This window comes from Kutzneria chonburiensis (genome assembly GCF_028622115.1).
GTDB classification, from domain to species: domain Bacteria; phylum Actinomycetota; class Actinomycetes; order Mycobacteriales; family Pseudonocardiaceae; genus Kutzneria; species Kutzneria chonburiensis.
In genome coordinates, this window is the sequence record NZ_CP097263.1 from 5,992,981 (window position 1) to 6,016,745 (window position 23,765).

Consider the following 23,765-nt stretch of genomic DNA (forward strand, 5'->3'; position numbering starts at 1 on the left):
TACGAGATGCGTCTGCGCGATCCCGACGGCAACGTGCTCCGGGTCAGCTCGCCGCCTACCGGCAGGTAGGGTTCGCGGCGTGACCGCCGAGCCACTGCCCCTGACCGGGGAACGCACCGTCCCGGGCATCCCGGAGGAAAATTACTGGTTCAGGCGCCATGAGGCGGCGTATCTGGCGCTGGCCCGGCACTGCACGGGCGCGACGGTGCTGGAGGCGGGCTGCGGCGAGGGATACGGCGCGGACCTGCTGGCCGGGGTGGCGGCTCGCGTCGTGGCGGTGGACTACGACCAGCTGACGGCGGCGCACGTGCGGCGGGCCTATCCGCGGGTGCATACCGTGCGGGGCAACCTGGCGACGCTGCCGCTGGCCGACGAGTCGGTGGACGTGGTGGCCAACCTCCAGGTGATCGAGCATCTCTGGGACCAGCACGGGTTTCTGGTGGAGTGCCGGCGCGTGCTGCGGCCGGGCGGCCGGCTGCTGGTGACGACGCCGAACCGGATCACGTTCTCGCCGGGCCGGGACACGCCGCTGAATCCCTTCCACACCAGGGAATTGTCACCGTCCGAATTGGACTCACTGGTGCGCGGGGCCGGGTTCGAGGTCGAGTCGTTGCAGGGCCTGCGGCACGGTCCGGGCATCTCCGACACGATCATCGAACGGCAGGTCGCGGTGGTGCTCGGCGACGACGGCTGGCCGGACGACCTGCTGACGGAGGTCAAAGCCGTTGCCGCGGAGGACTTCGTGATCACGGGCGACGACCTGGACGGCAGCCTTGATCTCGTTGCGGTGGCGGTGAAACCGTGACGGAGCAAGGAACCTTCTGTCTGGTCGTGCACAGTCACCTGCCCTGGCTGGCCCATCACGGCTCGTGGCCGGTCGGCGAGGAATGGCTCTACCAGGCCTGGGCACACTCCTACCTTCCGGTCGTCGATCTGCTGGAACGCTATGCGGCGCAAGGAAAGCGGGACATGCTGACGCTCGGCGTGACGCCGGTGCTGGCCGCCCAGCTGGACGATCCGTACTGCCTGCGGGCCTTTCACGACTGGCTCGGCAACTGGCAGCTGCGGGCCGACTTCGCCGCCACCCGGTGGACCGACCCACTGCTGAAGGACCTGGCCGCGGCCGAGCACCGGGCTTCGGCGAAAGCGTTGCGGGACTTCGAAACCAAGTGGCGGCACGGGTTCTCGCCGGTCCTTCGCGGACTGGTCGACAACGGCGTGATCGAGCTGCTCGGCGGCCCGGCCATGCACCCCTTCCAGCCGCTGCTGGATCCCCGTATCCGCCGCTTCTCCTTGGAGACAGGACTTTCCGACACCCAGCACCGCATCGGCCATCGGCCGGCCGGCATCTGGGCGCCGGAATGCGGGTTTTCCCCTGGCATGGAGGAGGGTTACGCCGCCGCCGGCGTGCAGCGGTTCCTGGTGGACGGTCCGGCGCTGCACGGCGACACGGCCGCGGCGCGCACGGTCGGCGACAGCGACGTGGTCTGCTTCGGCCGCGATCTCGAGGTCACCTACCGGGTGTGGTCGCCGAAGGCCGGCTACCCCGGCGATCCGGTGTACCGGGACTTCCACACCTACGACCACCCGTCCGGCCTGAAGCCGTCGCGGGTGACCGGCAAGAACGTGCCGCCGGAGCAGAAACGGCCGTACGAGCCGGAATTGGCCGCCGCCGCGGTGCAGCGGCACGCCGCCGACTTCGTCGACACGGTGGTGCACAGGCTGCGTTCGCTGCCGGGGCGGGGGCTCGTCGTCGCCGCGTACGACACCGAGCTGTTCGGGCACTGGTGGCACGAGGGGCCGGCCTGGCTCGACGCCGTGCTGACCGCCTTACCCGAGGCCGGCGTGCGGGTCACCACGCTGCAAGGCGCGCTGGAGGCCGGGCATCTGGGCGGCCCGATCGACCTGCCGGCGTCGTCGTGGGGCTCGGGCAAGGACTGGCGGGTCTGGGACGGCGAGCAGGTGGCCGACATGGTCGACGCCAACGCACGGTTGCAGCGCACGCTGCTGGACACGCTGCGCCCCAGCGATGTCCGTGATCCGGTCAACGACCAGCTGCTGCGCGAGGCGCTGCTGGCGCTGTCCAGCGACTGGGCGTTCATGGTCACCAAGGACTCGGCCGCCGACTACGCCCGGCACCGCGCGTCAACCCATGCCGACGGGTTTTCCCACCTGGCGGACCTGATTCGCCTGGGAGCTCGGGACAAAGCGGCCGATATCGCCGCTGAGCTGCGCGTTCGGGACGGCCTGTTCGGAACTCTAGACGCAAGACGGTGGTGACAGCCGGGCCTTGCCGCTAGGTTCACCGTTCGTGTCCAAATCCGCACGCACGGTGCTAGTCGCTGCCCTCGTCGCCGCGACCCTGCCCGCCACCGCGGCGGTCGCCGCCGCCACGCCCCTGCTTCCGTTGCAGCGCACCGCCGTCCAGCCCGCGCCGCTGCCCACCGACCAGTGCCTGGCCAAGCTGTCCCGACACTGCTACTCGCCGGCCCAGCTGCTGGCCGCCTACGACGTGAATCCGTTGCACGCCAAGGGAATCACCGGCAAGGGCCGGACCATCGTGATCGTCGACTCGTTCGGCTCGCCGACCATCCAGCACGACCTGGAGGTGTTCGACAAGCAGTTCGGCCTGCCCGACACCCAGGTCGAGGTGCTCAAGTGGGGCGAGGTGCCGCCGTTCGACCCGACCAACGACGACCAGACCGGTTGGGCCGGCGAGAGCACGCTCGACGTCGAGTCGGCGCACGCCATCGCCCCTGGCGCCAAGATCGTCCTGGTCGAGACCGGCGTCTCCGAGACCGAGGGCCCGGTCGGCGTGCCGGAGATGATGAGCGCGATCAACCACCTGGTCAACGCCGGTGACGGCGACGTCGTGTCGATGAGCTGGGCCACCGGCGAGCGGCACTTCCCCGGCTACGAGGTCGGCGACTACACCTCGCTGACCAGCCTGCGCTACGCCTTCCAGAACGCCGCCCGGCATGGCGTCACGCTGACCGCCAGCTCCGGCGACGGCGGCGGCGCGCAGGCCGGCTCCGGCGGGCTGTGGCCGTCGTCCGACCCGCTCGTCACGGCCATCGGCGGCACCCATCTCGACCTCGACAACACCGGCAAGCGGCTGGCCGCCGACAGCGCGTGGAAGGGCAGCGGCGGCTACGTGTCGCAGGTCTTCGACCGTCCCGCATACCAGAACGCGGTGAAGTCGGTCGTCGGGGCCAAGCGCGGCACCCCCGACATCAGCATGGACGCCGACCCCGACGGCGGCCTGTGGATCTACTCCAGCTACGACAGCCAGCCCGGTTGGTGGCTCGGCGGCGGCACCAGCCAGTCCTCGCCGCTGTTCGCCGGCGTCGTCGCGCTGGCCGACCAGGCCGTCGGGCACCGACTCGGGCAGATCGACAACGACATCTACCGGCTCTACGCCCGGCACGCCGCCGGCCTGGTCGACGTGACGACCGGGCAGACCGGGACCAACGGCTATCCGGCGGTGCCCGGCTACGACCACGCCACCGGTGTCGGCACCCTGGACGTGGCGAAGTTCGTGTCCGAACTGCACTAGAACACGTTCTAACGAGGTGATTCGGGTCAACCGGGGCTACCGCCGAGTAGCCCCGGTCCCGGACATGGCAGGATCCCCTGGTCATGCGGATCCTGATGCTGTCCTGGGAGTACCCGCCGGTCGTGGTCGGCGGGCTGGGCCGGCACGTGCACGCGCTGGCCCGTCAGCTCGGGCAGCAGGGCCACGAGGTGGTCGTGCTGTGCCGGCAGCCGACGGGCAGCGACGCGTCGACCAACCCGACCTCGGATTTCACCGCCGACGGCGTGCGGGTGATCAGGATCGCCGAGGACCCGCCGCACCTGGTGTTCGAGCGCGACCTGGTGGCGTGGACGCTGGCCATGGGCCACGGCATGATCCGCGAGGGCCTGCGGCTGCTGCGCACGTGGCGGCCCGATGTCGTGCACGCCCACGACTGGCTGGTGACGCATCCGGCCGTCGCGCTGTGCGAGGCCGCCGAGGTGCCGCTGGTGGCGACCGTCCACGCCACCGAGGCCGGCCGGCACAGCGGTTGGCTGTCCCAGCCGCTGAACCAGCAGGTCCACTCCGTGGAGTGGTGGCTGGCCAACCGCGCCGACAGCCTGATCACGTGCTCGGCCGCGATGCGGGGTGAGGTCACCCACCTGTTCGACGTCGACCCGGACACGATCACCGTGCTGCACAACGGGATCGAGCCTCGGGGCTGGCGGGTTCGCCCGGCCGAGGTCGCCGCCGCTCGGGAACGGCACGGGTCGGTCGACGCCCCGCTGCTGCTGTTCTTCGGGCGTCTGGAATGGGAGAAGGGCGTCCAGGACCTGATCGCCGGCCTGGCCCGGATCCGCCGCAGCCATCCCGGCACGCGGCTGGTGGTGGCCGGCACCGGGAGCCACGACAAATGGCTGGCCGACCAGGCCCGCAAGCACCGGGTCCTGCGGGCCGTCGAGTTCGCCGGGCACCTCTCCGACCGTGAGCTCGCCGCCGTGCTCGCCGCCGCCGACGCCGTCGTGCTGCCCAGCCGCTACGAGCCCTTCGGCATCGTCGCCCTGGAGGCCGCCGCCGCCGGCACTCCCCTGGTCGCCTCCACCGCCGGCGGTCTCGGCGAGGTCGTCGTCGACGGCCGTACGGGATCGTCCTTCGCCCCCGCCGACGTCGACGGCCTCACCGCCGCCGTCCGTGGCGTGTTGGACGACCCCGCCGCCGCCCAGCGCCGCGCTCGCGCCGCCAAGGCCCGCCTCGGCACGGATTTCGACTGGGGCCGCATCGCCGCCGGCACCGTGGAGGTCTACGCGGAGGCCCGCATCCGCGACCACGGCGTCCTGGCCCGCCCCAAGATCGCCACCGGCAACGCCTTCCACTGAACCCCGGCGAGTCCCGCTCAGCGTCACACCGAATGTATGAAACCGATTCGTATTTTCGGTGTGACGCTAAACGGGACTCGCGGGGGTCAGGAGCCTTCGGTCAATGTTTGTTGGAGGGCCTCGTCGGCCTTGCGGGCCATGTCGGCGATGGCGGCGCGGCGTTCGGCGTCTGCGTCGTAGTCGGCGCGGCGGTCCCGGACGACGCGGGCCGGTGTGCCGACGGCGATGGAGTAGTCGGGGATGTCGCCGCGGGCCACGGCGTGGGCGCCGAGCACGCAGCCGCGGCCTATGCGCGTGCCGCGAAGGACGCTCGTCTTCACGCCGAGCCAGCAGTCCGGACCGATGCGCACGGGCGACTTCACGATGCCCTGGTCCTTGATCGGCAGCGTGATGTCGGCGACCACGTGGTCGAAGTCGCAGACGTAGACCCAGTCCGCGACCAGCGTCGCGGCGCCGATCTCGACGTCCAGGTAGCAGTTGACGGTGTTGTCCTTGCCGAACACGACCTTGTCGCCGATGCGCAGCGAGCCCTCGTGGCAGCGGATGGAGTTGCCGTCGCCGATGTGCACCCAGCGGCCGACCTCGAGCCGGCCGTAGCCGGGCCGGCAGTGCAGCTCCACGTTCTTGCCGAAGAACACCATCCCGCGCAGGACCACGTGCGGATTGGCCAGCCGGAACTTGAACAGCCGCCAGTACCGCACCAGGTACCAGGGCGTGTAGGCCCGGTGCCGCAGCATCCAGCGCAGCGACGCCACGGTCAGGAACCGCGCCTGCTCGGGGTCGCGCCGGCGGGCGCGGCGCCGCGACGCCAGCGATGCGCCCCACATGCTCGTCATACGCTGCACCTTATGACGCCACTGATCATCGACACCGACCCAGGCATCGACGACGCCTTCGCCATCGCGCTGGCGGCCGGCAGCCCCGAGGTCGACCTGCTCGCGGTGACCACGGTCTTCGGCAACGTGGCGCTGTCCCACACCACCCGCAACGCCTTGCGCCTGCTGGAGCTCTGCGGCCGGTCCGACGTGCCCGTGGCCGCCGGGGCCGAGCGTCCGCTCGTGCACCCCGTGCCCCACCGCGCCAGCGAGGTGCACGGCGGCGACGGCCTCTCCGGCGCCGCCGACACCCTGCCGCCCGCCACGCACGAGGTCGGCGGCCGGCACGCCGTCACGCTCATGGCCGACCTGCTGCGCCAGGCCGTCGAGCCCGTCACCATCGCCCCGATCGGCCCGATGACCAACGTGGCGCTGCTCCTCGCCCTGCACCCCGAGCTCAAGCCGAAGATCGGTCGCATCGTCGCCATGGGCGGCGGCGTGCGGGGCGGCAACACCACCGCCGCCGCCGAATTCAACGTCTGGAGCGATCCAGAAGCGGCCCACCGGGTGCTCTCCGAGGAGGACGTCCCCACCGTCCTCGTTCCCCTCGACCTCACCCACCGCTGCGCCGTCGACGCCGCTTGGCTCGCTCGCCTCGCCGCCGGCGGCCGCATCGCCCAGGGCCTGCACGCCCTCACGCCTTCGTACGTCGCCACCTACCGCCGCATGCTCGGCGAGGACGGCATGGTCCTGCACGACGCCGTCGCCCTCGCCGAGGCCATCTCGCCCGGCATCCTCCGCACCACCGCTTGTGCCGTCGAGGTCGACTGCTCCCACGGCCCCGGCCGCGGCGCCACGATCGTCGACCTTCGACACCACCTGCCGACCACCCGCCGCCGCGTCGACGTCGCCCTCGACGCCGACACCACCGCCATCGGCGAATTCGTCCTCAGCCGCATCCTGGGCTGAGCCCCGAGCTGCGGTCATGTGGTTGTTCGTTCAAATTCCGGTGCTTACCCGGTCAGCCCGGCCACCGCTGGCCGCGCCCGCCGCTAGCGTGAAAGGGAAAGCCGAATTCCGCTGAGCACAAGACATTGATGCGGTGCCGCGCGCCGCCGAACAGCACCCGAGGGTTCGACGGGAAGGATGCGCATGCGCAGGATAATGATCGTGGGGGCGGGGCAGTCGGGCCTGTTACTGGCCCTGGGCCTACAGAAGCACGGATACGACGTGACGGTCGTGGCGGACCGGCACGCGGAGGCGGTGCGGACCGGGCCGATGCTGTCGTGCCAGCTGGTCTTCGGGCCGGCGCTGGCGCTGGAACGAGAGCTCGGCGTGGACTTCTGGACGGACGAGGTGCCGTTGGTGACGGATGTCTCGTTCACGGCGGCGGCCACGCCCGACGCGAAGGAGCCGGCGATTGCCTGGACGGCGGGGCTGACCGCGCCGGCGGCCGGGGTGGACCAGCGGCTGCGCATGGCGGCATGGCTGGAGGAATTCGACCGTCGCGGCGGCGAGATCCGCTACCAGCGGGCGACCGTGGGAGACATCGACGAATTCGCCCGGGAATTCGATCTGGTCGTGGTCGCGGCGGGTCGCGGCGAGCAGTTCGAGCGGCTGTTCCCACGGAATGACGAGCAGTCGCCCTACCTCGAGCCGCAGCGCTTCCTCTCGCCGATCTACGTGCGCCTGCCCGACGGCGAAAGCCTGACCTCGGCCCTGCGGTTCGGCATGGGTCCGGTCGGCGAGATCAGCCTGATCCCCGGCCTGACCTCGGCGGGACCGGTGATGGGCGTCGGCATGTTCGCCGTGCCGGGCGGGCCGATGGACGTCTGGGCGGACATCCACGACACGGACCAGCATTTCGAGCTGGCCCGCACCCTGATTCGGAAGCATTTCCCGTGGCGGGCGGAGATCATCGAGCACGCCGAACCGGCCGGCCCGTTGATGAGCCTGCGGGGCCGCCTGACGCCGATCGTCCGGCACGCGGTCGGCACGCTGCCGTCCGGCGCCCCGGTGCTCGCTCTCGGCGACACCGCCGTGACCAATGACCCGCTCGGCGGCCAGGGCGGAAACATGGCCGCCCACGCCGCCCGCTCCTACCGGGACGCCATTGTCGCCCAAGGCGATCGGGCGTTCGACGAGCAGTTCATGCGGTCCGCCTTCGCCCGCTACTGGGCCGTGGCCGAGTTCGCCACCCGATTCAGCAACGACCTGCTGGCGCCGCCGGCCGAGCACGTCGGCCTGATCCTCAAGACCGCCGAGGCGGTTCCCGAAGTCGGCCGCCGATTCGCCGGGGTCTTCGAGAACCCCACGGACTACACCGAGTGGCTCACCGACAAGGACGCCGCCCTGAAGTACCTGCACCGCGTCCGTTAAGTCGACCCCCACATGCGCTTCCTATGTGGCGTCTGGTGCCACATAGGAAGCGCATGTGGGGAAAACGGCTACTGGGCGTTGGTGCCGGCGACGACGGGCTTGATTTTCAGGGGCTCCTGGTTGGGCACGTGGGCGGAGCAGCCCTGGACGTCGCCGGACAGCGGGACGAACGCGGCGGCGGTGTTGTTAGGCGGGTAGACGCGCAGGCCGCGCACGGCGATCGGCTTGCACTGCCCGGGGTCGTAGACGCCGGGGTTGGTGATGCTCAGCGCGGCCGAAGCGGCCTGGCCGGGCTGGAGCGTGATGGCGGGCATGCTCGCCGAAACCCGGGTGGCCGGGTCGCCGACCTGGCGGCCGTCGTCACCGGTCACAAAGGACACTCCGGGGTAGGCGGCGATGGTGCACGCGGCCTTGCCGGTGTTGGTGAACACGATCGGGATGAACGAGTGGCCGGCGCCCGCGTTGCCGCTGCCCGCGGTGACCTTGAGGTTGGCGGTCAGGCACTGGCCGTTGGCCTCGGTCGCGCCACCGGAGCCGTCCCCCTTGGCGCCAGAAGCCGAGTTGACGCCGTCCGACGGCGAAGAAGCGGCCGTGGTGCTGGTCGCCGTGGGCGAGGAGGACGTGGTCGAGGTGTCGGACGAGGCGTTGGTCGATCTCGGGCTGCCGCAGGCCGCGGTGAGCAAGCCCACCGCCATGACGCCAGCGACCGCCGCGATACCGAGTGACCTGGTCATGGACATTCGCCTCCAGTCGTACTCAGCGTTTCGAGTACCCGTTGAGAGGACGTGTGACACCTCAGGTGGTTGCGTGAGCCCGACAGAGCACGGCGGTTGGGGTGTGACCGATCCTCGTGAGCACGACGGTGCCCTCGGCGTCACCGGAAAGCTTGAGCCGAGGTCGCAGGGTGTTGGGATCCACGTTAAGGCCTCTAACCAGGATCTCCAGTCGCCCGATCCGGTGGCGTCGCAGCGTCGCCCGCAACGCCTTCTCGCTGTAGTGGCCGTGTTCCAGCACCTCGAACGCCCTGATGCCGGGCGGCGGCGTGTCGCCGGTCAGGTAGGCGATATGGGGGTCCAGCTGGGCCAGACCGTGCCGGGCCGCGTAGTGGCGGACGAGGCCGGCCCGCACCACGGCGCCGTCGGGATCGACGATCCAGCGGCCGACGGGGGTGACCGGGCAGTCGTCGCCGTCGTCGGAAGTGATCGTCCACTCGGGACCGTTCGTGCGCAGAACCGTTGCCCGCCTGGACACTGTGGCCAATGACCCGGTCCACAGACAGGCCTCCCGCACCTGGCCGTCCAACGAGACGAGCTCGACCTCGTCAGCCCAGGGCGCCGCGTCGAAGTCCATGCCGGGCGAGCACTTCACTGCCAGCTCCCGGCCGCGATAGGCGTCGACGAGGTCGTCCAGCGGCGGCACGAGATCGCCGGCACGCCACTTGCGCTGCCCGGCGGTGTCCCGGCGCGCCGGATCCGCGACGACGACGGTGTCCCTCGTGGACGGTCTCAAGGCGTCGGCTCGAACCAGCAACGGATCGACGCCGGCCACGGATGCGTTGTGGCGGGCCATCTTCAGCCGGATCATGTCCACATCGGACCCGACGCAACGATTCGCGACACGGGCGACCACGGTCAGGTCGGCGCCGATCGAGCACGTCACATCGTGCACGTCACGACCGCGAAGCCGACGAGCCCGATGCTCGGCGACCGGCGACGGGGTGGCCTGCTGGAGGGCGGCATCGGTGAACAGCCATTCGTCCGAAGAGGACAGCTTGGCCACGGCCTTTCGGCGCAGCACAGCCGTTTCCAGCACGGCCGCGGCGAACTCCGGCACGATCCGGCGGGCGGCGGCCACATCGGCCAGCCGCGAGGCCGCGGTCAGCGGCAGCGCGCCGACCTCGGCCAGCGCGGACCGGCCCGCCGCCGACGTCAGGAAGGCGACGTCGGCGGCGGAGAACTCATACCCCACCCGGCTTGGTCCCGGTCACCAGCACGTTGTAGAACAGCTCCCGCGGCATCACCTTGGACAGCACGTTCTCGTCCAGCCAGGACAGCCGCTGCCAGCCCTTGTAGGCGAACATCGCCCAGCCCCAGCCCAGCTTCTCGCGCGGGACCGCCGCCTCGAACGTACGCACCGGCCAGCCGAACAGCGCCGCCGACAGCTCCTCGGTAACGGCTTTGACGTTACGCGCGCCGGCCGCTCGCGCCGTGCGCTCCAGGTCGGCCGGGTCGAAGGTGTGGATGTCGACGACGGCCTCCAGCGCCGCCGCGCGCGAGGACTCGTCCAGCTCCTCCTGCGGCCGCCGCCACGAGTTCAGCGGCTCCAACCTGGTCAGGTTGGTGGTCAGCCACCAGGTGAGCTGGCCCAGCTTGCGGGCGTAGAAGTCGCCGATCTTGGTCGGCTCGCCGGCGAACACGAACCGCCCGCCCGGCTTGAGCACCCGCAGCACCTCGGCCAGCGCGGCCTGCACGTCCGGGATGTGGTGCAGCACCGCGTGCCCCACGACCAGGTCGAACGTGTTGTCGTCGTACGGGATGCGCTCGGCGTCGGCCACCCGGCCGTCCACGTCGAGGCCCAGGTTCTCGGCGTTGCGCAGGGCCACCTGCACCATGCCCGGCGACAGGTCGGTCACCGAGCCCTGCTTGGCCACCCCGCCCTGCATCAGGTTGAGCAGGAAGAACCCGGTGCCGCTGCCCAGCTCCAGCGCCCGGCCGTAGGGCCAGCCGCGGTCGCCCGCCACGGCCCGGAACCGGCCGGTGGCGTACTCGATGCAGCGCTCGTCGTAGGAGATGGACCACTTCTCGTCGTAGGTGCCCGCCTCCCAGTCGTGGTAGAGGACGTTGGCCAGCTTGGGGTCGTCCCAGGCGGCCTGCACCTGCTCCTCGGTGGCGTGCGGGTTGGGGGCAGGGTCCTGCACGTCACTTGCCACTGAACTTCGCCTTTCCCGGACCGTTCTCGATGAACGACTGCATGCCGGCGCGCTGGTCCTCGGTCGCGAACAGGGCCGCGAACAGGTGGCTCTCCAGCTTGAGGCCGCTGGCCAGGTCGCCGTCAAGACCGCCGTCGATGGCCGCCTTGGCCGCCGCCAGGGCCAGGGCCGGGCCCTCGACGAACTGCGAGGCCCAGCGCTTGGCCGCCTCGAACACGTCGTCCGGGGCGACGACCTCGTCGACCATGCCGATGGCCAGCGCCTCGTCGGCCGCCACGAACCGGCCGGTGTAGATCAGGTCCTTGGCCTTGCTCGGGCCGACCAGGCGGGCCAGCCGCTGCGTGCCGCCCATGCCCGGGATGATGCCGAGCAGCATCTCCGGCTGGCCCACCTTGGCGTTGTCGCCGGCGATCCGCCGGTCGCAGCACAGGGCCAGCTCGAAGCCGCCGCCGAGGGCGTAGCCGGTGATCGCGGCCACCGTCGGCTTGGGGATCTCGGCCACCGCGCCGACCGCCGAGGACAGCTGCTGGGCCCGGGTCGCCATCTCGGCGTAGGACAGCGTGGCCATCTCCTTGATGTCCGCGCCGGCCGCGAACACCTTCTGCCCGCCGTAGACGATCACCGCACGCACGTCGTCGCGCCGGGACGCCTCCGCCGACGCGGCCCGGATCTCCTCCTGGACCTGCATGTTCAGCGCGTTCATCGGCGGCCGCTCCAGGCGGATGACACCGATCCCGCCGTCCACCTCTAGCCGGACGAACTCAGCCATCTGTCCTCCTCGACATCCAGGCCCGCAGGCTACCCGCCGGTAGCACCCCGGGTTGAGGTTGGGAACGGACCATTCCTCAACTCGGAGTTTTGGAAAGGTCCGTTCACACCTTGACCGCGTGGTCAGGCAGTGGTCCGGCGGCGGGCGAAGAAGCGGTTGCCGGCCCGGTCCAGCTCCAGGTCCTGGCCGAAGGTCGCGGACAGGTTCTCGGCCGTGATCACGTCGTCGATCAGGCCCTGCGCGACCACGCCGCCCTCGCGCAGCAGCAGCCCGTGGGTGAAGCCCGGCGGGATCTCCTCGACGTGGTGCGTGACCAGGACCATGGCCGGCGCGTCCGGGTCGTAGGCGAACTCGGACAGCCGGGCCACCAGGTCCTCCCGGCCGCCCAGGTCCAGGCCCGCGGCCGGCTCGTCCAGCAGCAGCATCTCCGGGTCGGTCATCAGCGCCCGCGAGATCAGCGTGCGCTTGCGCTCGCCCTCCGACAGCGTGCCGAACATGCGCTCGGCCAGGTGCTTGATGCCCAGCGCGGCCAGCAGCTCCTCGGCCCGCCCGGTGTCCACGGTGTCGTACTGCTCGCGCCAGCGGCCGATGACGCCGTAGCCGGCGCTGACGACCACGTCCAGCACCTTCTCCTCCGGCGGCACCCGGCCGGCCAGCGCCGACGAGCACACGCCGATTCTGGGGCGCAGCTCGAACACGTCGGTGCGGCCCAGCTTCTCGCCGAGCACGTGCACCGACCCCGTCGTCGGGTGCATCTCGGCCCCGGCCAGCCGCAGCAGCGTGGTCTTGCCGGCCCCGTTCGGGCCGAGCACCACCCACCGCTCGTCCAGCTCGACCCGCCAGTCGATGCCGCGCACCAGGGTGGTCCTGCCGCGCCGCACGCTGACCTTCTCCATCGCCACGACGAGATCGACATCCGCACTGATCGGCTCGGTCACGAGCCCATTGTTCACAACCCGCCGGACGTGGCCTGGCACCGGGGCACCAGGTCGGGGAAGATCGCGACGTGGTTGCCAACCCTGCGCCGGACCCGATGATGTTGGCCGGACGTCCCTTCCCCCTCGGGTCGCACCCCGAGGGCGGCGGGGTGCGTTTCGCCGTGGCCTCCTCCACGGCCGAGGCCGTGGAGGTCTGCTTACTGGACAACGTCAACGGCCGTGGGGTGTCGGAACGGCGCGTCGAGCTGACCGAACGCACCTTCGGGGTGTGGCACGGCGTAGTGCACGGAGTGCTGCCCGGGCAGCAGTACGGATACCGCGTGCACGGGCCGTACGACCCGGCACGTGGTCTTCGCCACAATCCGGCGAAGCTGCTCGTCGACCCGTACGCGAAACGCATCACCGGGCAGCTGACCAGCCTTGAGGCGACGCTCGGCTACGTGGACAACGCCATGACCGGGCCGGCCTCCACCGTGGACTCGCTCGGCAGCGTGCCGCTGTCCGTGGTGACCTCGCCCGGCGGGCCGGCGACCGGCGTGAAGCCGGATGTGCCGTTCGAGGAGTCCGTCTTCTACGAGTTGCACGTGCGCGGCTACACCAGGCGGCATCCGGACGTGCCGGAGCAGCTGCGGGGGACCTATCTGGGGCTGGCCCATCCGGCCGTCGTCGAGCATCTCGTGCGGCTCGGGGTGACCGCCGTCGAGCTGATGCCGGTGCACACCTTTGTGGACGAACCGTCGTTGATCACGGCCGGTCGCCACAACTACTGGGGGTATTCGCCGCTGGGCTTCTTCGCCCCGTACGCCGGGTACGCCAGCGAGCCCGGCCGTGAGGTCGAGGAGTTCCGGACCATGGTGGCGTCGCTGCACGCCGCCGGTATCGAGGTCATCGTCGACGTGGTGTTCAACCACACCTGCGAGTCCGGTTTCGAGGGCCCGACGCTGTCGTTCCGCGGTTTGGACGCCCCGGCCTACTACGCGCACGGCGACGCCGGGCGTGGGCTCGACATCACCGGCTGCGGCAATACTCTCGACGCCGGTTCGCCGACCGTGGTGCGGCTCGTGACCGATTCGCTCCGGTACTGGGCCGGGGAGCTGGGCGTCGACGGCTTCCGCTTCGACCTCGCCTCCGTGCTCGGACGGCCCGGGGCCGGTCAGTTCGATCCCAACGCCGCACTGCTCACCGCCATCGCCTGCGACCCGCTGTTGGCCAGCTGCAAGCTCATCGCCGAGCCGTGGGACGCCACCGGCGACGGCTATCGCGTCGGCGCTTTCGGCGTGCAGTGGGCCGAGTGGAACGGCCGCTACCGCGACACCGTCCGTGACTTCTGGCGCGGCGCCGTCGGCGTTCGCGATCTGGCCTATCGGCTCACCGGTTCCAGCGATCTGTACGCCGACGACGGGCGGCGGCCGTGGTCGTCGATCAACTTCATCACCGCGCACGACGGCTTCACCTTGCGGGACATGGTCTCGTACAACGACAAGCACAACGAGGCCAACGGCGAGGACAACCGCGACGGCACCAACGACAACCGGTCGTGGAACTGCGGGGCCGAGGGCGAGACCGCCGAGCCCGACGTGCTTGAGCTGCGGGCCCGGCAGGCCCGCAACCTCGTCGCCACGCTGCTGTTGTCCATGGGCACGCCCATGATGACCGCCGGCGACGAGATGTGGCGGACGCAGGACGGCAACAACAACGCGTACAACCAGGACAACGAGATGTCCTGGGTGGACTGGTCCCTCGACGCCCCCGCCGCCGAGCTGCTCGCCTTCGTGCAGCGCGTGGTGGCCCTTCGTGCCGCGTCCCCCGCCTTGCGCCAGCCCCAGTTCTTCGACGGCCGCATCACGCCTTCCGGCGAGCCCGACCTCGTCTGGCTCCGTCCCGACGGCACGGAGATGGCCGAGACCGACTGGTTCGACGACGACCGCCGCACCCTCGGCGTGTGGATCGACGGCGCCAACTGCCTGTCCCGCACCAAATCCGGCGAGCTCGTCTCCGACCATTCGTGGCTCATCGTGCTGCACGCCGGCGCCGACCCGTGCGAATTCACCCTCCCCCGCGCCGAATTCGGCCCCGCCTTCGAGCCCGTCCTCGACAGCGCCACCCCCGACGGCACCCCCACCGACGAGACCGCGCTGGCCTCCGGCGCCCAGCTCCAGCTACCCGGCCGTACCACCCTGCTGCTCCGCGTTCCCCGCAACAGCAAGTAACTTCGGCCTACGTGAGTGGCTCATTTGGCTTCCAGGGCCAACTGAGCCACTCACGGAGTCCCGACTCAATACGATTCGTCGCATGGCCTCCAGCGACGACGCCCCGAGAGTGTTTCAGCCCCTACCCGGCCGTACCGTCGACCGCTCCGCCGCGTATCACGCCTTGCTACGGGAGCTGCTCTCCCTCGTCGGTGCAGAGGCTCCGGCCGACGACGAGCCCCGCTGGCAGGATCGGGCCCGCCTGGCGGTCAGAAAGGCCGTCAAAGCCCGCACGGTGCAGGGGCCCGTTCCCGAGGAATGGTTCGAGCCGATGATGCGGGCGACCGTGCACGAGCCCGACCCCAGCTTCGTCGGTCATCTCGTCGTACCCGCCGTGGCCGCCTGGGGTCTGCGCCCGGTCCTGCTCGCGCTGCTCGATCACCTCGACAACGGCACCCCCGCCGACGTCGCCGGCGTGGCCCGCGCCTGGTACCACACCGGCGGGGCACCGGAAGCCGAGCATGAGGCCTCCCGCGACCTCTACCGCCGGTACCAGCACACCGCTTTACGCCGCTTCGTCACCCTCGACGACCTCGACGCGCGCCGATGCCTGCTGCCCGGCCTGCGGCTCCAGCACCGATCCTTTCCTCCCGACATGCACGAGCTGGTCGACCAGGCCGTGCACCTCGCCCGCACGTCCGACGACGACTACCTCCGCCACCGAGTGGAAATCCAGACCCGGCTCACGTGACGGCGTGCCACGACTCCGCTGAAACCCGGCGCACGTGGTCCAACGGCCGCCGAGCCGACTTCCGGTGTGCCGACTTGCCCGGGGTCGGGCCGCATCGACCTCACCGAACCGACCCCCACGCACCAATACGGACCGAAAACACAGCCCACCCACCGCCTGTGGACAACCCGGCGAGCTGCCCTCAGGCTGTGGATAGGTCAGAGTTGGCCCAGGTAGAAGCGCAGGCCCTGGTCGTCGACGCAGTCCGAGGTGATGCCGTACGGCATCTGCACGGGGTCGGTGGCGGTGCCGCCGGCAGCACGGACCCGGGCGACGGCGGCGGCCACGTCGGAGACGGCGTACATGGGCAGGACGGCGGACTCGGGGTGCCCGCCCTGGAGGCCGAACATGGGGTGCGGGCCCTGGACCTGCCAGCCGTCGGCAACGGAGCCGGGGGTGAACGACCAGCCGAAGACGGAGCCGTAGAAGTCCCGGGCGGCGGCGGAGTCGGCGCAGAACATGGTCAGGTAGACGATCTCGCCGTCGGCCGACGAAGCGGGCCGGGCGACGGGACCGGACTGGTGCAGCGCGAAGCGCAAGCCCTGGTTGTCGACGCATTCGGCGGACAGGCCGTAGGGCTCCTCGACAGCGGGCGAAGCGGTGCCGCCGGCGGCCCGGACGCGTTCGGCAGCGGCCTCGATGTCGGAGACGGCGTGGCTGAGGAACGTCGTCCGGTACGAAGCGGCGGACCACAGGCCGAGGTGCTGGGACAGGCCCTGCACACGACGCCCGTCGGCGTCGATCCGCCAGCCGAGCACGGACGAGTAGAAGGCACCGGCACGGGCGGCGTCGGGCGACCACACGGACGCGTAGACGACGTCACCCTGAACGGCAGTGGCAGGCATGGTTCCTCCAGTCAGGAAAGCGGCCTCGAGCAGGGCACGAAGCCGAGCGGCGAAGCGCGGGTCGGGATCGGCCGGCACGACGGGCTCGAGCAGGTCCTCGAACGGATCGCTCATCGGGTGCCCTCCTCTCGGCGCTGGTATCGGGCACGAAAGGCGCCACGGGCCCGGACGAGCAGCGCCTCGGTGGCGTGCACGGTCCGGTCGAGGCACCGGGCCACCTCGGGCACGGGCAGCCCGTCGAGGTAGCGAAGGGTGAGCACGGACCGGTGCTGCGCGGACAGCTCGGCGAGAACCTCCCGCGCCAGCAAGGCATCCAGCCGCTCATCCCACGGATCGTCACGGGAAACGGCGTAGCCGCCGAGGACCCGCAGTCCCCGCCGCTCGCGTTCGGCCCGCCGCCAGTGGTCGACGAGCTTGTGCCGGGCGACTCCGATCAGCCAACTAGTGCTGACCTCGGAGACGTTGCCGCGCCGGCAGGAGTCCATGGCCGCCAGGAACACCTCGGTGGTCAGGTCCTCGGCGACCGGCCGCTGCCCGCACCGGCCCAGCAGGTAGCCGTATACCTGGGGCAGCGCCTGTTCGTACAGCTCGAGCAGGGTGAGCCCCGGGTCCGGCCGCACCCCGGACGGTTGGTTCATGCCTACTCATCGTTCCGGCTCGGTGAACTCCGACGAAAAAAACCACTCTTCACGGGGAGCGACCGTTCGTGCACGGCCAGCGCACAGCACTGGTCACCTCTGACACGATGACGCCATGCAGCAGCCGTGGGGCACCGACCCGGAGCTTCGCGACCACCTGGTCGCGCAGTTCCTGGAGTGGGCCGAGCACCGGCACACGCCGGTCGAGCACGTCCAGGACGCCATCATGGCCCTGGACTGGAGCAGCCTCGGCCCGAACGACGGCTACTTCCGCTGGACGGTCCGCGACGTCGACCGGTTCCTGCTGGAGTACCTGCCGGACCGGCTCGGCCTGCCGGAGACGGTGTGCGCGAACGGGGCGCTGACCCTGCATCCGCTGCTCGAGTTCCTGGCCCGCTACGGCATGTTGTCCACGGACAGCGACCTGCCGGACGAGATGGGCGACCGCTGCGAGGCGGTCTGGGAGGCGGCGGAGCACCGGGTGTCCTACGACGTGCGGGCGAAGGAGTTGTTCCAGCACGTGCGCGGCGGCGAGGAGCTGACGTTCGCCGAGCTGGTGTCGCGGGTGCGCACGATGCCGGTGGACGAGGTGGCCAAGGCGCTGGACGGTCTGGATGAGCGGGCGGTCGGCCCGCTGAGGCTGCCGAACGAGCGCGAGCAGTGGTTCGCGGCGGAGCGGGCGCCGGTGTTCGTGTGGTTCGCGCAGCTGCGGCAGGCGTGCGGCGAGGACGGCATCGAGCTGATCGACAAGGGCCTGCCGGACGAGATCGCCCTGGTGCTGGGCGTCGACCCGGCGGAGCTGCCGCGGATCTTGGCGTGGGCGCTGGCGGCGGGCGCGGTGCGGCGGCTGAAGGGCCGTCTGGTGCAGGTCGCGGCGTGGCGCAAGGTCGAGCGGCATTCCGTGAACCTGATCCGCAAGGTGTTCGCGGCGCATCCGAAGCTGCCCGGACGGAGCCTGGTGCAGCTGAGCATCGAGCTGGTGAAGGCGGCCGTGGCGCGCCGGTCGCTCGACCTGAGCGAGGTGCCGGTGCCGGCTGAGGTCGTGGACTTCCTGATGGACTGCGGCCTGATGTTCGCGCTGGGCCGGGACGCCCGGTTGACCGCGTGCGGGATGCCGATCCTGGTGGACGTGGCCGAGGCCAACGGGCTGCCGGTGCGGGTGCTGCCGGTGGCGCTGTGGTCCACCGTGGACGAGCTGATCGACGCGATCCCGGCGGCCGGCGACGAGTGGGCCGACGACGTGCGTGAGTGGAGCATGGAGCAGCCGGACCGGCACAACGCGCGTGAGCTGATCAGCCGCGTCGCCACGCCGGACCGGCCCACCGCCGAGGTCATGGTGGCCATCCAGGCCTGCGGCGACGTCTTCGGCGACCGACGCACCGTGCCGCCCGTGCGGCTCCTGCTCGGGGGCCCGCACGACGGGCCGGCCCTGCTGTGGCTGCTCCGTCACAAGGCGTTGGACGGCGGCGACGTGCCGGCCGTGCGCATCGCCGACGCCCACGTCGTCGAGCTCACCGGCCTCTTGGACGGCGGCAACGTGGCGCGGATGCTCGACGCCGTCGCCGAGCACGGCGACACCGCCCAGACCATCGAGTTCCTCAACCTGGTGTGGCGGTCCGACCACCCGCGCACGTGCGACGTGCTGCTGGTGATCGCCGAGCACTACGGCGACGAGACGGTGGCCGCCCACGCCCAGAAGCTGGCCGAGCGCCACCGCGGCTGGCACACCCGCGGCTGACCGCCGGCCCAATGTCACATGCGCGTCGTACTTGCCTCCCCGCGGCACATCCGGACCGCATGTGACAGTCCTGGAAACGTCGGTGTCCGAGGGGATTTCAGTAGGTGGAAGCGGTCGCGACGCCGGTTCTGGGCGTGCGAACATCGACCTATGATCCGGCCCCGAACGACCTGGTGCGACCTTGTTGTCGACCTCGTTCGCGTCGCCTCCTGCGGGTGTACCCGCACGCGACGCGGCCGCTGATCCAGCCAAGAAGCGAAGGCAAGCCGGCCCGTCGCGTCCGTGCACCACGTCCCAGTGCCGCGACCGCAGGAGCGAACCGTGACCCTCGCCATCGATCTCGACGTCCACCCGGCAATCGACCTGCCGCTGCTGCGCGACCTGATCCAGCCGGAGCGCCCACTGTGGACGCCGGCGCAGCTGCGCGAGCTGACCAGCACGATCGCCACGGAACTGACGACGCCGCTGCTGGAGGTGCTGCGGTTCGAGCCGGAGCAACGCTGGTGGGCCCGCCTGGCGCTGACGGGCGGGGTGGAGGTGTGGCTGCTCTCCTGGCTACCGGGCCAAGGCACGGAGCCGCACGACCACGGCGGCGCGGCGGGGTCGTTCACGGTGCTCAAGGGACTGCTCACGGAGGACTACCGCTACCCGGGCGGCCCGATCCGCAGCATGCGGCGCAACCTGGGCGAGGCGGTGGGCTTCAGCGGCGGCCGCGCCCACCAGGTGCGTAACCTCGGAACCGCGCCGTCGGCGAGTGTGCACGCCTACTCGCCGCCGCTGCTGCCGACCCGCGAGTACGCCAGCCTGGAGGACGTGAAGTGAACGTCGACGAGTACCTCGACCAGGCCCGCGCCGAGCTGGACCGGGTGGACCCGGTCGAGGCGAAGCGGCTCCAGGACGAGGGGGCGCTGCTGGTCGACATCCGGCCGATCGCCAACCGGGCCGAGGAGGGCGAGATCCCGGGCTCGGTGCCGGTGGAGCGGATCCACCTGGAGTGGCGGCTGGATCCCCGGAGCGAGCACCGCCTCGCCGAGCTGGACGGCGCGACGAAGGTCATCGTGCTGTGCAACGAGGGCTACGCGTCGAGCCTGGCCGCCCGGGACCTGCACCGGCTGGGCCTGACCTCGGCCACGGACCTGGTCGGCGGCTTCCGCGGCTGGGCCAAGGCGGGCCTGCCGGTGGTGACGGGCGGTCGACCGGCGGTTCCCTAACTACTCCGGACGGTCCTCTTCGGAGAAGCGGTTGTCACGGATGGTGCTGCCGTAGGCCGGCGGATAGCCGTACTTGCGCAGCCGGGCGTCGTTGGCCTCGGAGGCGTAGCTGAGCGAGTAGTAGAGGCCGACGATGAGGCCGAGGGCCAGCGCCATCAGGATGATGTTGAGCGGCCCGCCGAACTGGGACAGCACGATGAACAGGATGGCCAGCGGGATGAGCAGCCGCAGGAAGGTGCGCAGCAGGTGCCGGACCAGCCAGGTCCTGCTGGTCACGTCGCGCAGCACCCACTCGCGGTAGGTCTGCGGCAACCGCCCCCGAACGAGTACCAGAGCCACAGCGCCGGGTTGGGTCGCTTCACTGCCATACGTGAACCCTAGGCGTGTTCGCACGGAACCACACGGCACGGGGTAGCGTCTGTAGGTTTCGTGCCCCGTGTACGTCCCGGGACGGTGTTGGCCGTCGCATCCGTGATCGTCGTCGCCGCGCTGGAGCGCGCCCCGGCGGCGATCCTGGTGGCGCTGCCCGGCCTGGTGCTGGGTGCCCTGATCGGCCTCGCCGTGCTCCAACTGGGCGTGCTGGCCGGTGGCCTCGCCCTGCGGCCGAGGATGCCTCGGGTTGTGGTCGGCGTCGGCCCCCGGCTCAAGGACTGGATGACACCGGGCCGGTCGATCACGCTACGGGCGCTGCCGATCATGCTGTCGGTGACGATCGGACCGGGCCGGGCTCCGGTGCGGCCGCGGATCTGGGGCACGTATCTGATCTCGGCGATCTTCGGGCTGGCCATCACGGCGGCGTTGATCGTCGTCCAGGACGGACCGTTCTGGCTGGGCGCGGCCGTGGGCTGCGCGGCGGCGGTGGTGCTGGCGTTGTTGCCACGGCGCGATGCGGCGGCGACCTCGACGGGCTGGGTGCTGCTGAACTACCTGCGGCTGGAGCCCCGCGAGGCGGCGGAGATCGACGCGGCGCCGCTGGTGGCGGCGGTGACGAAGGCGGTGCAGGCCGGCGATCTGCCGGCGGCGCAGGAAGCCTGTGACGCGCTGGCCCAGGTGCAACCCGAGGGGCAGTCGCTGTCGATGGCCCGCGTGGTCGTGCTGGAGGCGCACGGCCAGTACGCGGAGGCGATGCAGCTGGTGCTGGGCATGTTGGCCGAGCCGGGCCTGCCGCAGCGCGACTTCGCCCTGATCACGGCCGGCCTGGCCGGACTGGCCGCGGCGGCCGTCGAGGCCGGCCAGCTGGAGGCCGAGCTGGGCCTGGGCTGGGCCGAGCGGGCGATCACCGACGCCGAGCAGCTGGCCTATCCGGCGTACAAGCTCAACGGGGCCAAGGCGCTGGTGGAAGTGTTGCGCGGCAACGTGTCCAAGGCGATCGCGCTGGCCAATGCGGCGATCGAGCTGGGCAATGACGCGCTGGGCCGGGCCGACGACCTGGCCACGCTGGCCCGGGCCCAGATGGCCGCAGGCGACAACGCGACGGCTCGTCTCACGCTCGGCGAGGCCGAGCGGATCGCGCCCTGGTGGCCCCGGGTCGCCCGGATCCGCGACCGCCTCAACGTGTCCTGACACGCACCTGAGTGGCTCACTTGGCTCCAGGAGCCAAGTGAGCCACTCAGGTGGCGATGAACCGCGGCGTCGATCAGGTGCCGGGGATGGTCGGCGGCGCCGGCAGGCCGCCGGGCGGGGCCGGGACGCCACCGCCGCCCGGCAGCGGCGGGGCGCCGGGCACGGGCAGCTTGATCGGCAGGCAGTTGTCGTTGTTGAACTTGGTGATGGCCGCGCCGATCGCGGTGGTGGCGGCGGTGATGCCGGTCGGGTCCGGCGGCGCCTTGAGCACGGCGGCGAGCAACTGGAACAGCGCCGCACCCATGCCCTGCAGGTCCGTGAGGCAGGCCTGCGGATCCTGGATCCGGGCCGGCGGCGCGGCCAGCTGGAGACAGCCGGCCTTCTGCAGCGCGACCAGCTCGGTGATCATGTCGCCGACGGTGCTCTGCACCGCGGCGGTGTCGGGCGGCGTGGCGCTGACCGCCGACATGAACGCGGTCATGGACGCCGCGAGCGCCTTGACCTCCGGGGTGTCCGCGGTGCACGCGGCCCGCGGCGCGGCGGCGGGCGCAGCCGGCGCGGGCGCCGCGGACGCGGAGCCGACGGTGGCCGCGACCATAGCCAGTGCCGGCACGACGACCAGCAGTTTCCTGAGCATGAATGACGTCCTCTCCTGCTTTCCTCCAACCAGGAGAACGCGAAGGGAATTCACAGACTTCCATTCCCCGCGGCGGCTGGTTGAACACGAAAACCGTGCAGCCGGATCCGACCGTATCCGGATGACGCATCAGCACCGGGCCCTGTTGACACAGTAGGCACGGGTGACCGGGAAGTGCCGTCTGAGCGGCGGTGATTCACCAATACGAGCGAGATCACGAGTGGTGATCGTCGAGCGGATCTATATTCCGCACAGGGGGACCCGTGATGTGAGGAGCACTCGACCATGCCGATCGCCATTACCGGCGCGACCGGGCTGCTTGGCACCCGGTTGCTGGAGATCCTCGCGGACCGGCACGACTCGGTGATCCTGCTGAGCCGGCCCGGCGGTATTCCGGCCCGTGAACGGATCGTGCGCTATCTGCGCGCCAGCGGACGGCCGGAGGAGGCGATCGCCACGATCGCCGCCCGGCTGCGCACGGTGGTGGTGGAGCTGGAGCGGCCGCTGCTCGGCCTGACCCAGCAGCGGTTCCAGAGCCTGGCCGACGAGCTGGACGAGATCTGGCACTGCGCGGCGTCCATCGACCTCAACTCCGACCCGCAGCGCCTGCACCTGACCAACACGGTCGGCACGCGGCGGATCATCGAGCTGGCCGACGCCGGCGTGCGCAAGCCGATACTGCACCACGTCAGCACCATCGGCGTGGCCGGCCGGCGGCCGGTCGGCCGCATCTACGAGCCGGACCTGGACGACTCGTACGGCTTCACCACCCGTTACGAGGAGTCCAAGTACCTGGCCGAGGTGGCCGTGCGGGAGTGGTCGGCCCGCACCGGCCGGCCGGCGATGGTGCACCGGCCATCGGTGCTGGTGACCGACGCCCGCCCGCATCCGCACCTGCCGACCCACCCGCTGCTCACCGGCCTCCAGCTGGCCCGCAAGTTGGTCAACACGCTGGCCATGACCGGCGAGAGCCGCGAGCGGCTGGTCGTGCGCATCCCCGGCGATCCGCAGGCGTTGGTGAACATCCTCCAGGTCGACGAAGCCGCGCGGCTGATGGTGGAGGTCTCCGCGCACGCGCCGACGTCCCGGGTGGACACCTACCACATCGTGCATCCGCGGGATGTCCGCACGGAGCTGCTGGCCGACGTGTTCGAGGAGCTCTTCGAGGACATCCTGCCGATCAGCTGGCGGTTCGTGCCCAGCGCGCCGCAGCAGCCGACGCCGTGGGAGTCGTTGGTCTACCAGACGATGAGCACCTTCCTGCCGTTCATGTCCTACCGGCGGCGGTTCGACGACCTCGGCCTGCGCCGACTGGGCCTGACCGGCGACTTCACGCCGCCGGTCGACCGCGACTACCTGATGCGGACGTTCGGCAGCGAGCAGTACACGCTGTCCGCCTGACACCACAGGCAAAGAGCCGCCTCCCACCCGGGA

23 protein-coding genes are annotated in these 23,765 nt (G+C 70.9%); 13 read left to right on the top strand and 10 right to left on the bottom strand.

Translation table 11 applies throughout. The features are described 5' to 3' along the window. Positions 1–79 precede the first annotated feature (79 nt). The 4 genes from M3Q35_RS27105 (at position 80) to M3Q35_RS27120 (ending at position 4,890) form a co-directional block, all read left to right on the top strand. A complete protein-coding gene (locus M3Q35_RS27105; RefSeq protein WP_273935345.1) occupies positions 80–805 on the top strand; it encodes a class I SAM-dependent methyltransferase in 726 nt (241 codons plus the stop codon). Then, entirely contained in the window at positions 802–2,280 is a 1,479-nt protein-coding gene (locus M3Q35_RS27110; protein WP_273935346.1) for a glycoside hydrolase family 57 protein, read from the top strand. Before M3Q35_RS27105 ends, M3Q35_RS27110 begins: the two co-directional genes overlap by 4 nt. A gap of 31 nt (positions 2,281–2,311) precedes the next feature. After that, entirely contained in the window at positions 2,312–3,556 is a 1,245-nt protein-coding gene (locus M3Q35_RS27115) for a S53 family peptidase (protein WP_273935347.1), read from the top strand. Positions 3,557–3,639: 83 nt separating this feature from the next. Continuing rightward, complete coding sequence (locus M3Q35_RS27120; RefSeq protein WP_273935348.1) at positions 3,640–4,890, top strand: glycosyltransferase family 4 protein; 1,251 nt, start codon at positions 3,640–3,642, stop codon at positions 4,888–4,890. Between the two features lie 86 nt (positions 4,891–4,976). Here M3Q35_RS27120 and M3Q35_RS27125 read toward each other — a convergent pair whose 3' ends face one another. Beyond that, the gene (locus M3Q35_RS27125) at positions 4,977–5,726 is read right to left on the bottom strand and encodes an acyltransferase (protein WP_273935349.1); all 750 of its coding nucleotides are present in this window, start codon (positions 5,724–5,726) and stop codon (positions 4,977–4,979) included. Between the two features lie 12 nt (positions 5,727–5,738). On the opposite strand from M3Q35_RS27125, the gene M3Q35_RS27130 reads away from it, so the two are divergent. Beyond that, a complete protein-coding gene (locus M3Q35_RS27130) occupies positions 5,739–6,674 on the top strand; it encodes a nucleoside hydrolase (RefSeq protein WP_273935350.1) in 936 nt (311 codons plus the stop codon). A 195-nt stretch (positions 6,675–6,869) separates the two neighbouring features. Continuing rightward, positions 6,870–8,084, top strand: a complete 1,215-nt coding sequence (locus M3Q35_RS27135) for a styrene monooxygenase/indole monooxygenase family protein (protein WP_273944484.1) — start codon at positions 6,870–6,872, stop codon at positions 8,082–8,084. Positions 8,085–8,152: 68 nt separating this feature from the next. Here the strand turns inward: M3Q35_RS27135 and M3Q35_RS27140 are convergent, their stop codons facing one another. From M3Q35_RS27140 to M3Q35_RS27160, 5 genes are all read right to left on the bottom strand, one after another. After that, positions 8,153–8,818, bottom strand: a complete 666-nt coding sequence (locus M3Q35_RS27140) for a DUF4232 domain-containing protein (protein WP_273935352.1) — start codon at positions 8,816–8,818, stop codon at positions 8,153–8,155. A 61-nt stretch (positions 8,819–8,879) separates the two neighbouring features. Beyond that, entirely contained in the window at positions 8,880–10,052 is a 1,173-nt protein-coding gene (locus tag M3Q35_RS27145; protein ID WP_273935353.1) for a THUMP-like domain-containing protein, read from the bottom strand. After that, positions 10,042–11,013, bottom strand: coding sequence for a class I SAM-dependent methyltransferase (locus M3Q35_RS27150; RefSeq protein ID WP_420704698.1), 972 nt, complete (start codon positions 11,011–11,013; stop codon positions 10,042–10,044). Before M3Q35_RS27150 ends, M3Q35_RS27145 begins: the two co-directional genes overlap by 11 nt. Continuing rightward, positions 11,003–11,782 carry an enoyl-CoA hydratase/isomerase family protein gene (locus M3Q35_RS27155; RefSeq protein ID WP_273935355.1) on the bottom strand — a complete coding sequence of 260 codons (780 nt, stop codon included), beginning with the start codon at positions 11,780–11,782 and terminating at the stop codon, positions 11,003–11,005. Before M3Q35_RS27155 ends, M3Q35_RS27150 begins: the two co-directional genes overlap by 11 nt. 122 nt (positions 11,783–11,904) lie before the next feature. Then, the gene (locus tag M3Q35_RS27160; RefSeq protein ID WP_273944486.1) at positions 11,905–12,678 is read right to left on the bottom strand and encodes an ABC transporter ATP-binding protein; all 774 of its coding nucleotides are present in this window, start codon (positions 12,676–12,678) and stop codon (positions 11,905–11,907) included. A gap of 137 nt (positions 12,679–12,815) precedes the next feature. Here M3Q35_RS27160 and glgX point away from each other — a divergent pair, with 137 nt between their 5' ends. After that, the gene (glgX, locus tag M3Q35_RS27165; protein ID WP_379794229.1) at positions 12,816–14,930 is read left to right on the top strand and encodes a glycogen debranching protein GlgX; all 2,115 of its coding nucleotides are present in this window, start codon (positions 12,816–12,818) and stop codon (positions 14,928–14,930) included. Between the two features lie 82 nt (positions 14,931–15,012). Then, positions 15,013–15,660, top strand: coding sequence for a hypothetical protein (locus tag M3Q35_RS27170; RefSeq protein WP_273935357.1), 648 nt, complete (start codon positions 15,013–15,015; stop codon positions 15,658–15,660). Between the two features lie 197 nt (positions 15,661–15,857). Here M3Q35_RS27170 and M3Q35_RS27175 read toward each other — a convergent pair whose 3' ends face one another. Both M3Q35_RS27175 and M3Q35_RS27180 read right to left on the bottom strand, forming a co-directional pair. Next, positions 15,858–16,658: a VOC family protein gene (locus tag M3Q35_RS27175; RefSeq protein WP_273935358.1), complete on the bottom strand. Its 801-nt coding sequence runs from the start codon at positions 16,656–16,658 to the stop codon at positions 15,858–15,860. Further along, positions 16,655–17,182 (bottom strand): RNA polymerase sigma factor, encoded by a 528-nt coding sequence (locus tag M3Q35_RS27180; protein WP_273935359.1) that lies wholly within the window; start codon positions 17,180–17,182, stop codon positions 16,655–16,657. The genes M3Q35_RS27175 and M3Q35_RS27180 overlap by 4 nt, the downstream gene beginning before the upstream one ends. A 115-nt stretch (positions 17,183–17,297) precedes the next feature. Between M3Q35_RS27180 and M3Q35_RS27185 the strand changes: the two genes are divergently transcribed. The 3 genes from M3Q35_RS27185 to M3Q35_RS27195 all read left to right on the top strand — a co-directional run bounded on the left by M3Q35_RS27185 (position 17,298) and on the right by M3Q35_RS27195 (position 20,131). Further along, positions 17,298–18,920: a hypothetical protein gene (locus M3Q35_RS27185; protein WP_273935360.1), complete on the top strand. Its 1,623-nt coding sequence runs from the start codon at positions 17,298–17,300 to the stop codon at positions 18,918–18,920. A gap of 321 nt (positions 18,921–19,241) precedes the next feature. Continuing rightward, the gene (locus M3Q35_RS27190) at positions 19,242–19,742 is read left to right on the top strand and encodes a cysteine dioxygenase (protein ID WP_273935361.1); all 501 of its coding nucleotides are present in this window, start codon (positions 19,242–19,244) and stop codon (positions 19,740–19,742) included. Continuing rightward, positions 19,739–20,131, top strand: a complete 393-nt coding sequence (locus tag M3Q35_RS27195; protein ID WP_273935362.1) for a rhodanese-like domain-containing protein — start codon at positions 19,739–19,741, stop codon at positions 20,129–20,131. Before M3Q35_RS27190 ends, M3Q35_RS27195 begins: the two co-directional genes overlap by 4 nt. Here the strand turns inward: M3Q35_RS27195 and M3Q35_RS27200 are convergent, their stop codons facing one another. Continuing rightward, positions 20,132–20,470: a DUF5313 family protein gene (locus M3Q35_RS27200; protein ID WP_273935363.1), complete on the bottom strand. Its 339-nt coding sequence runs from the start codon at positions 20,468–20,470 to the stop codon at positions 20,132–20,134. It lies immediately after the preceding gene. 90 nt (positions 20,471–20,560) lie between these two features. Between M3Q35_RS27200 and M3Q35_RS27205 the strand changes: the two genes are divergently transcribed. Further along, positions 20,561–21,694 carry a hypothetical protein gene (locus M3Q35_RS27205; protein WP_273935364.1) on the top strand — a complete coding sequence of 378 codons (1,134 nt, stop codon included), beginning with the start codon at positions 20,561–20,563 and terminating at the stop codon, positions 21,692–21,694. A 73-nt stretch (positions 21,695–21,767) separates the two neighbouring features. Here the strand turns inward: M3Q35_RS27205 and M3Q35_RS27210 are convergent, their stop codons facing one another. Continuing rightward, the gene (locus M3Q35_RS27210) at positions 21,768–22,331 is read right to left on the bottom strand and encodes a hypothetical protein (protein WP_273935365.1); all 564 of its coding nucleotides are present in this window, start codon (positions 22,329–22,331) and stop codon (positions 21,768–21,770) included. A 285-nt stretch (positions 22,332–22,616) separates the two neighbouring features. Here M3Q35_RS27210 and M3Q35_RS27215 point away from each other — a divergent pair, with 285 nt between their 5' ends. Then, complete coding sequence (locus tag M3Q35_RS27215) at positions 22,617–23,732, top strand: SDR family oxidoreductase (protein ID WP_273935366.1); 1,116 nt, start codon at positions 22,617–22,619, stop codon at positions 23,730–23,732. Positions 23,733–23,765 lie beyond the last annotated feature (33 nt).

Coding starts and splice junctions, on each gene's coding strand:
- M3Q35_RS27120 (WP_273935348.1), top strand. CDS start 3,640: ATGCGGATCCTGATGCTGTCCTGGGAGTACCCGCCGGTCGTGGTCGGC.
- M3Q35_RS27125 (WP_273935349.1), bottom strand. CDS start 5,726: ATGACGAGCATGTGGGGCGCATCGCTGGCGTCGCGGCGCCGCGCCCGC.
- M3Q35_RS27130 (WP_273935350.1), top strand. CDS start 5,739: ATGACGCCACTGATCATCGACACCGACCCAGGCATCGACGACGCCTTC.
- M3Q35_RS27135 (WP_273944484.1), top strand. CDS start 6,870: ATGATCGTGGGGGCGGGGCAGTCGGGCCTGTTACTGGCCCTGGGCCTA.
- M3Q35_RS27140 (WP_273935352.1), bottom strand. CDS start 8,818: ATGACCAGGTCACTCGGTATCGCGGCGGTCGCTGGCGTCATGGCGGTG.
- M3Q35_RS27155 (WP_273935355.1), bottom strand. CDS start 11,782: ATGGCTGAGTTCGTCCGGCTAGAGGTGGACGGCGGGATCGGTGTCATC.
- M3Q35_RS27160 (WP_273944486.1), bottom strand. CDS start 12,678: ATGGAGAAGGTCAGCGTGCGGCGCGGCAGGACCACCCTGGTGCGCGGC.
- glgX (WP_379794229.1), top strand. CDS start 12,816: ATGATGTTGGCCGGACGTCCCTTCCCCCTCGGGTCGCACCCCGAGGGC.
- M3Q35_RS27170 (WP_273935357.1), top strand. CDS start 15,013: ATGGCCTCCAGCGACGACGCCCCGAGAGTGTTTCAGCCCCTACCCGGC.
- M3Q35_RS27175 (WP_273935358.1), bottom strand. CDS start 16,658: ATGAGCGATCCGTTCGAGGACCTGCTCGAGCCCGTCGTGCCGGCCGAT.
- M3Q35_RS27180 (WP_273935359.1), bottom strand. CDS start 17,182: ATGAACCAACCGTCCGGGGTGCGGCCGGACCCGGGGCTCACCCTGCTC.
- M3Q35_RS27185 (WP_273935360.1), top strand. CDS start 17,298: ATGCAGCAGCCGTGGGGCACCGACCCGGAGCTTCGCGACCACCTGGTC.
- M3Q35_RS27210 (WP_273935365.1), bottom strand. CDS start 22,331: ATGCTCAGGAAACTGCTGGTCGTCGTGCCGGCACTGGCTATGGTCGCG.
- M3Q35_RS27215 (WP_273935366.1), top strand. CDS start 22,617: ATGCCGATCGCCATTACCGGCGCGACCGGGCTGCTTGGCACCCGGTTG.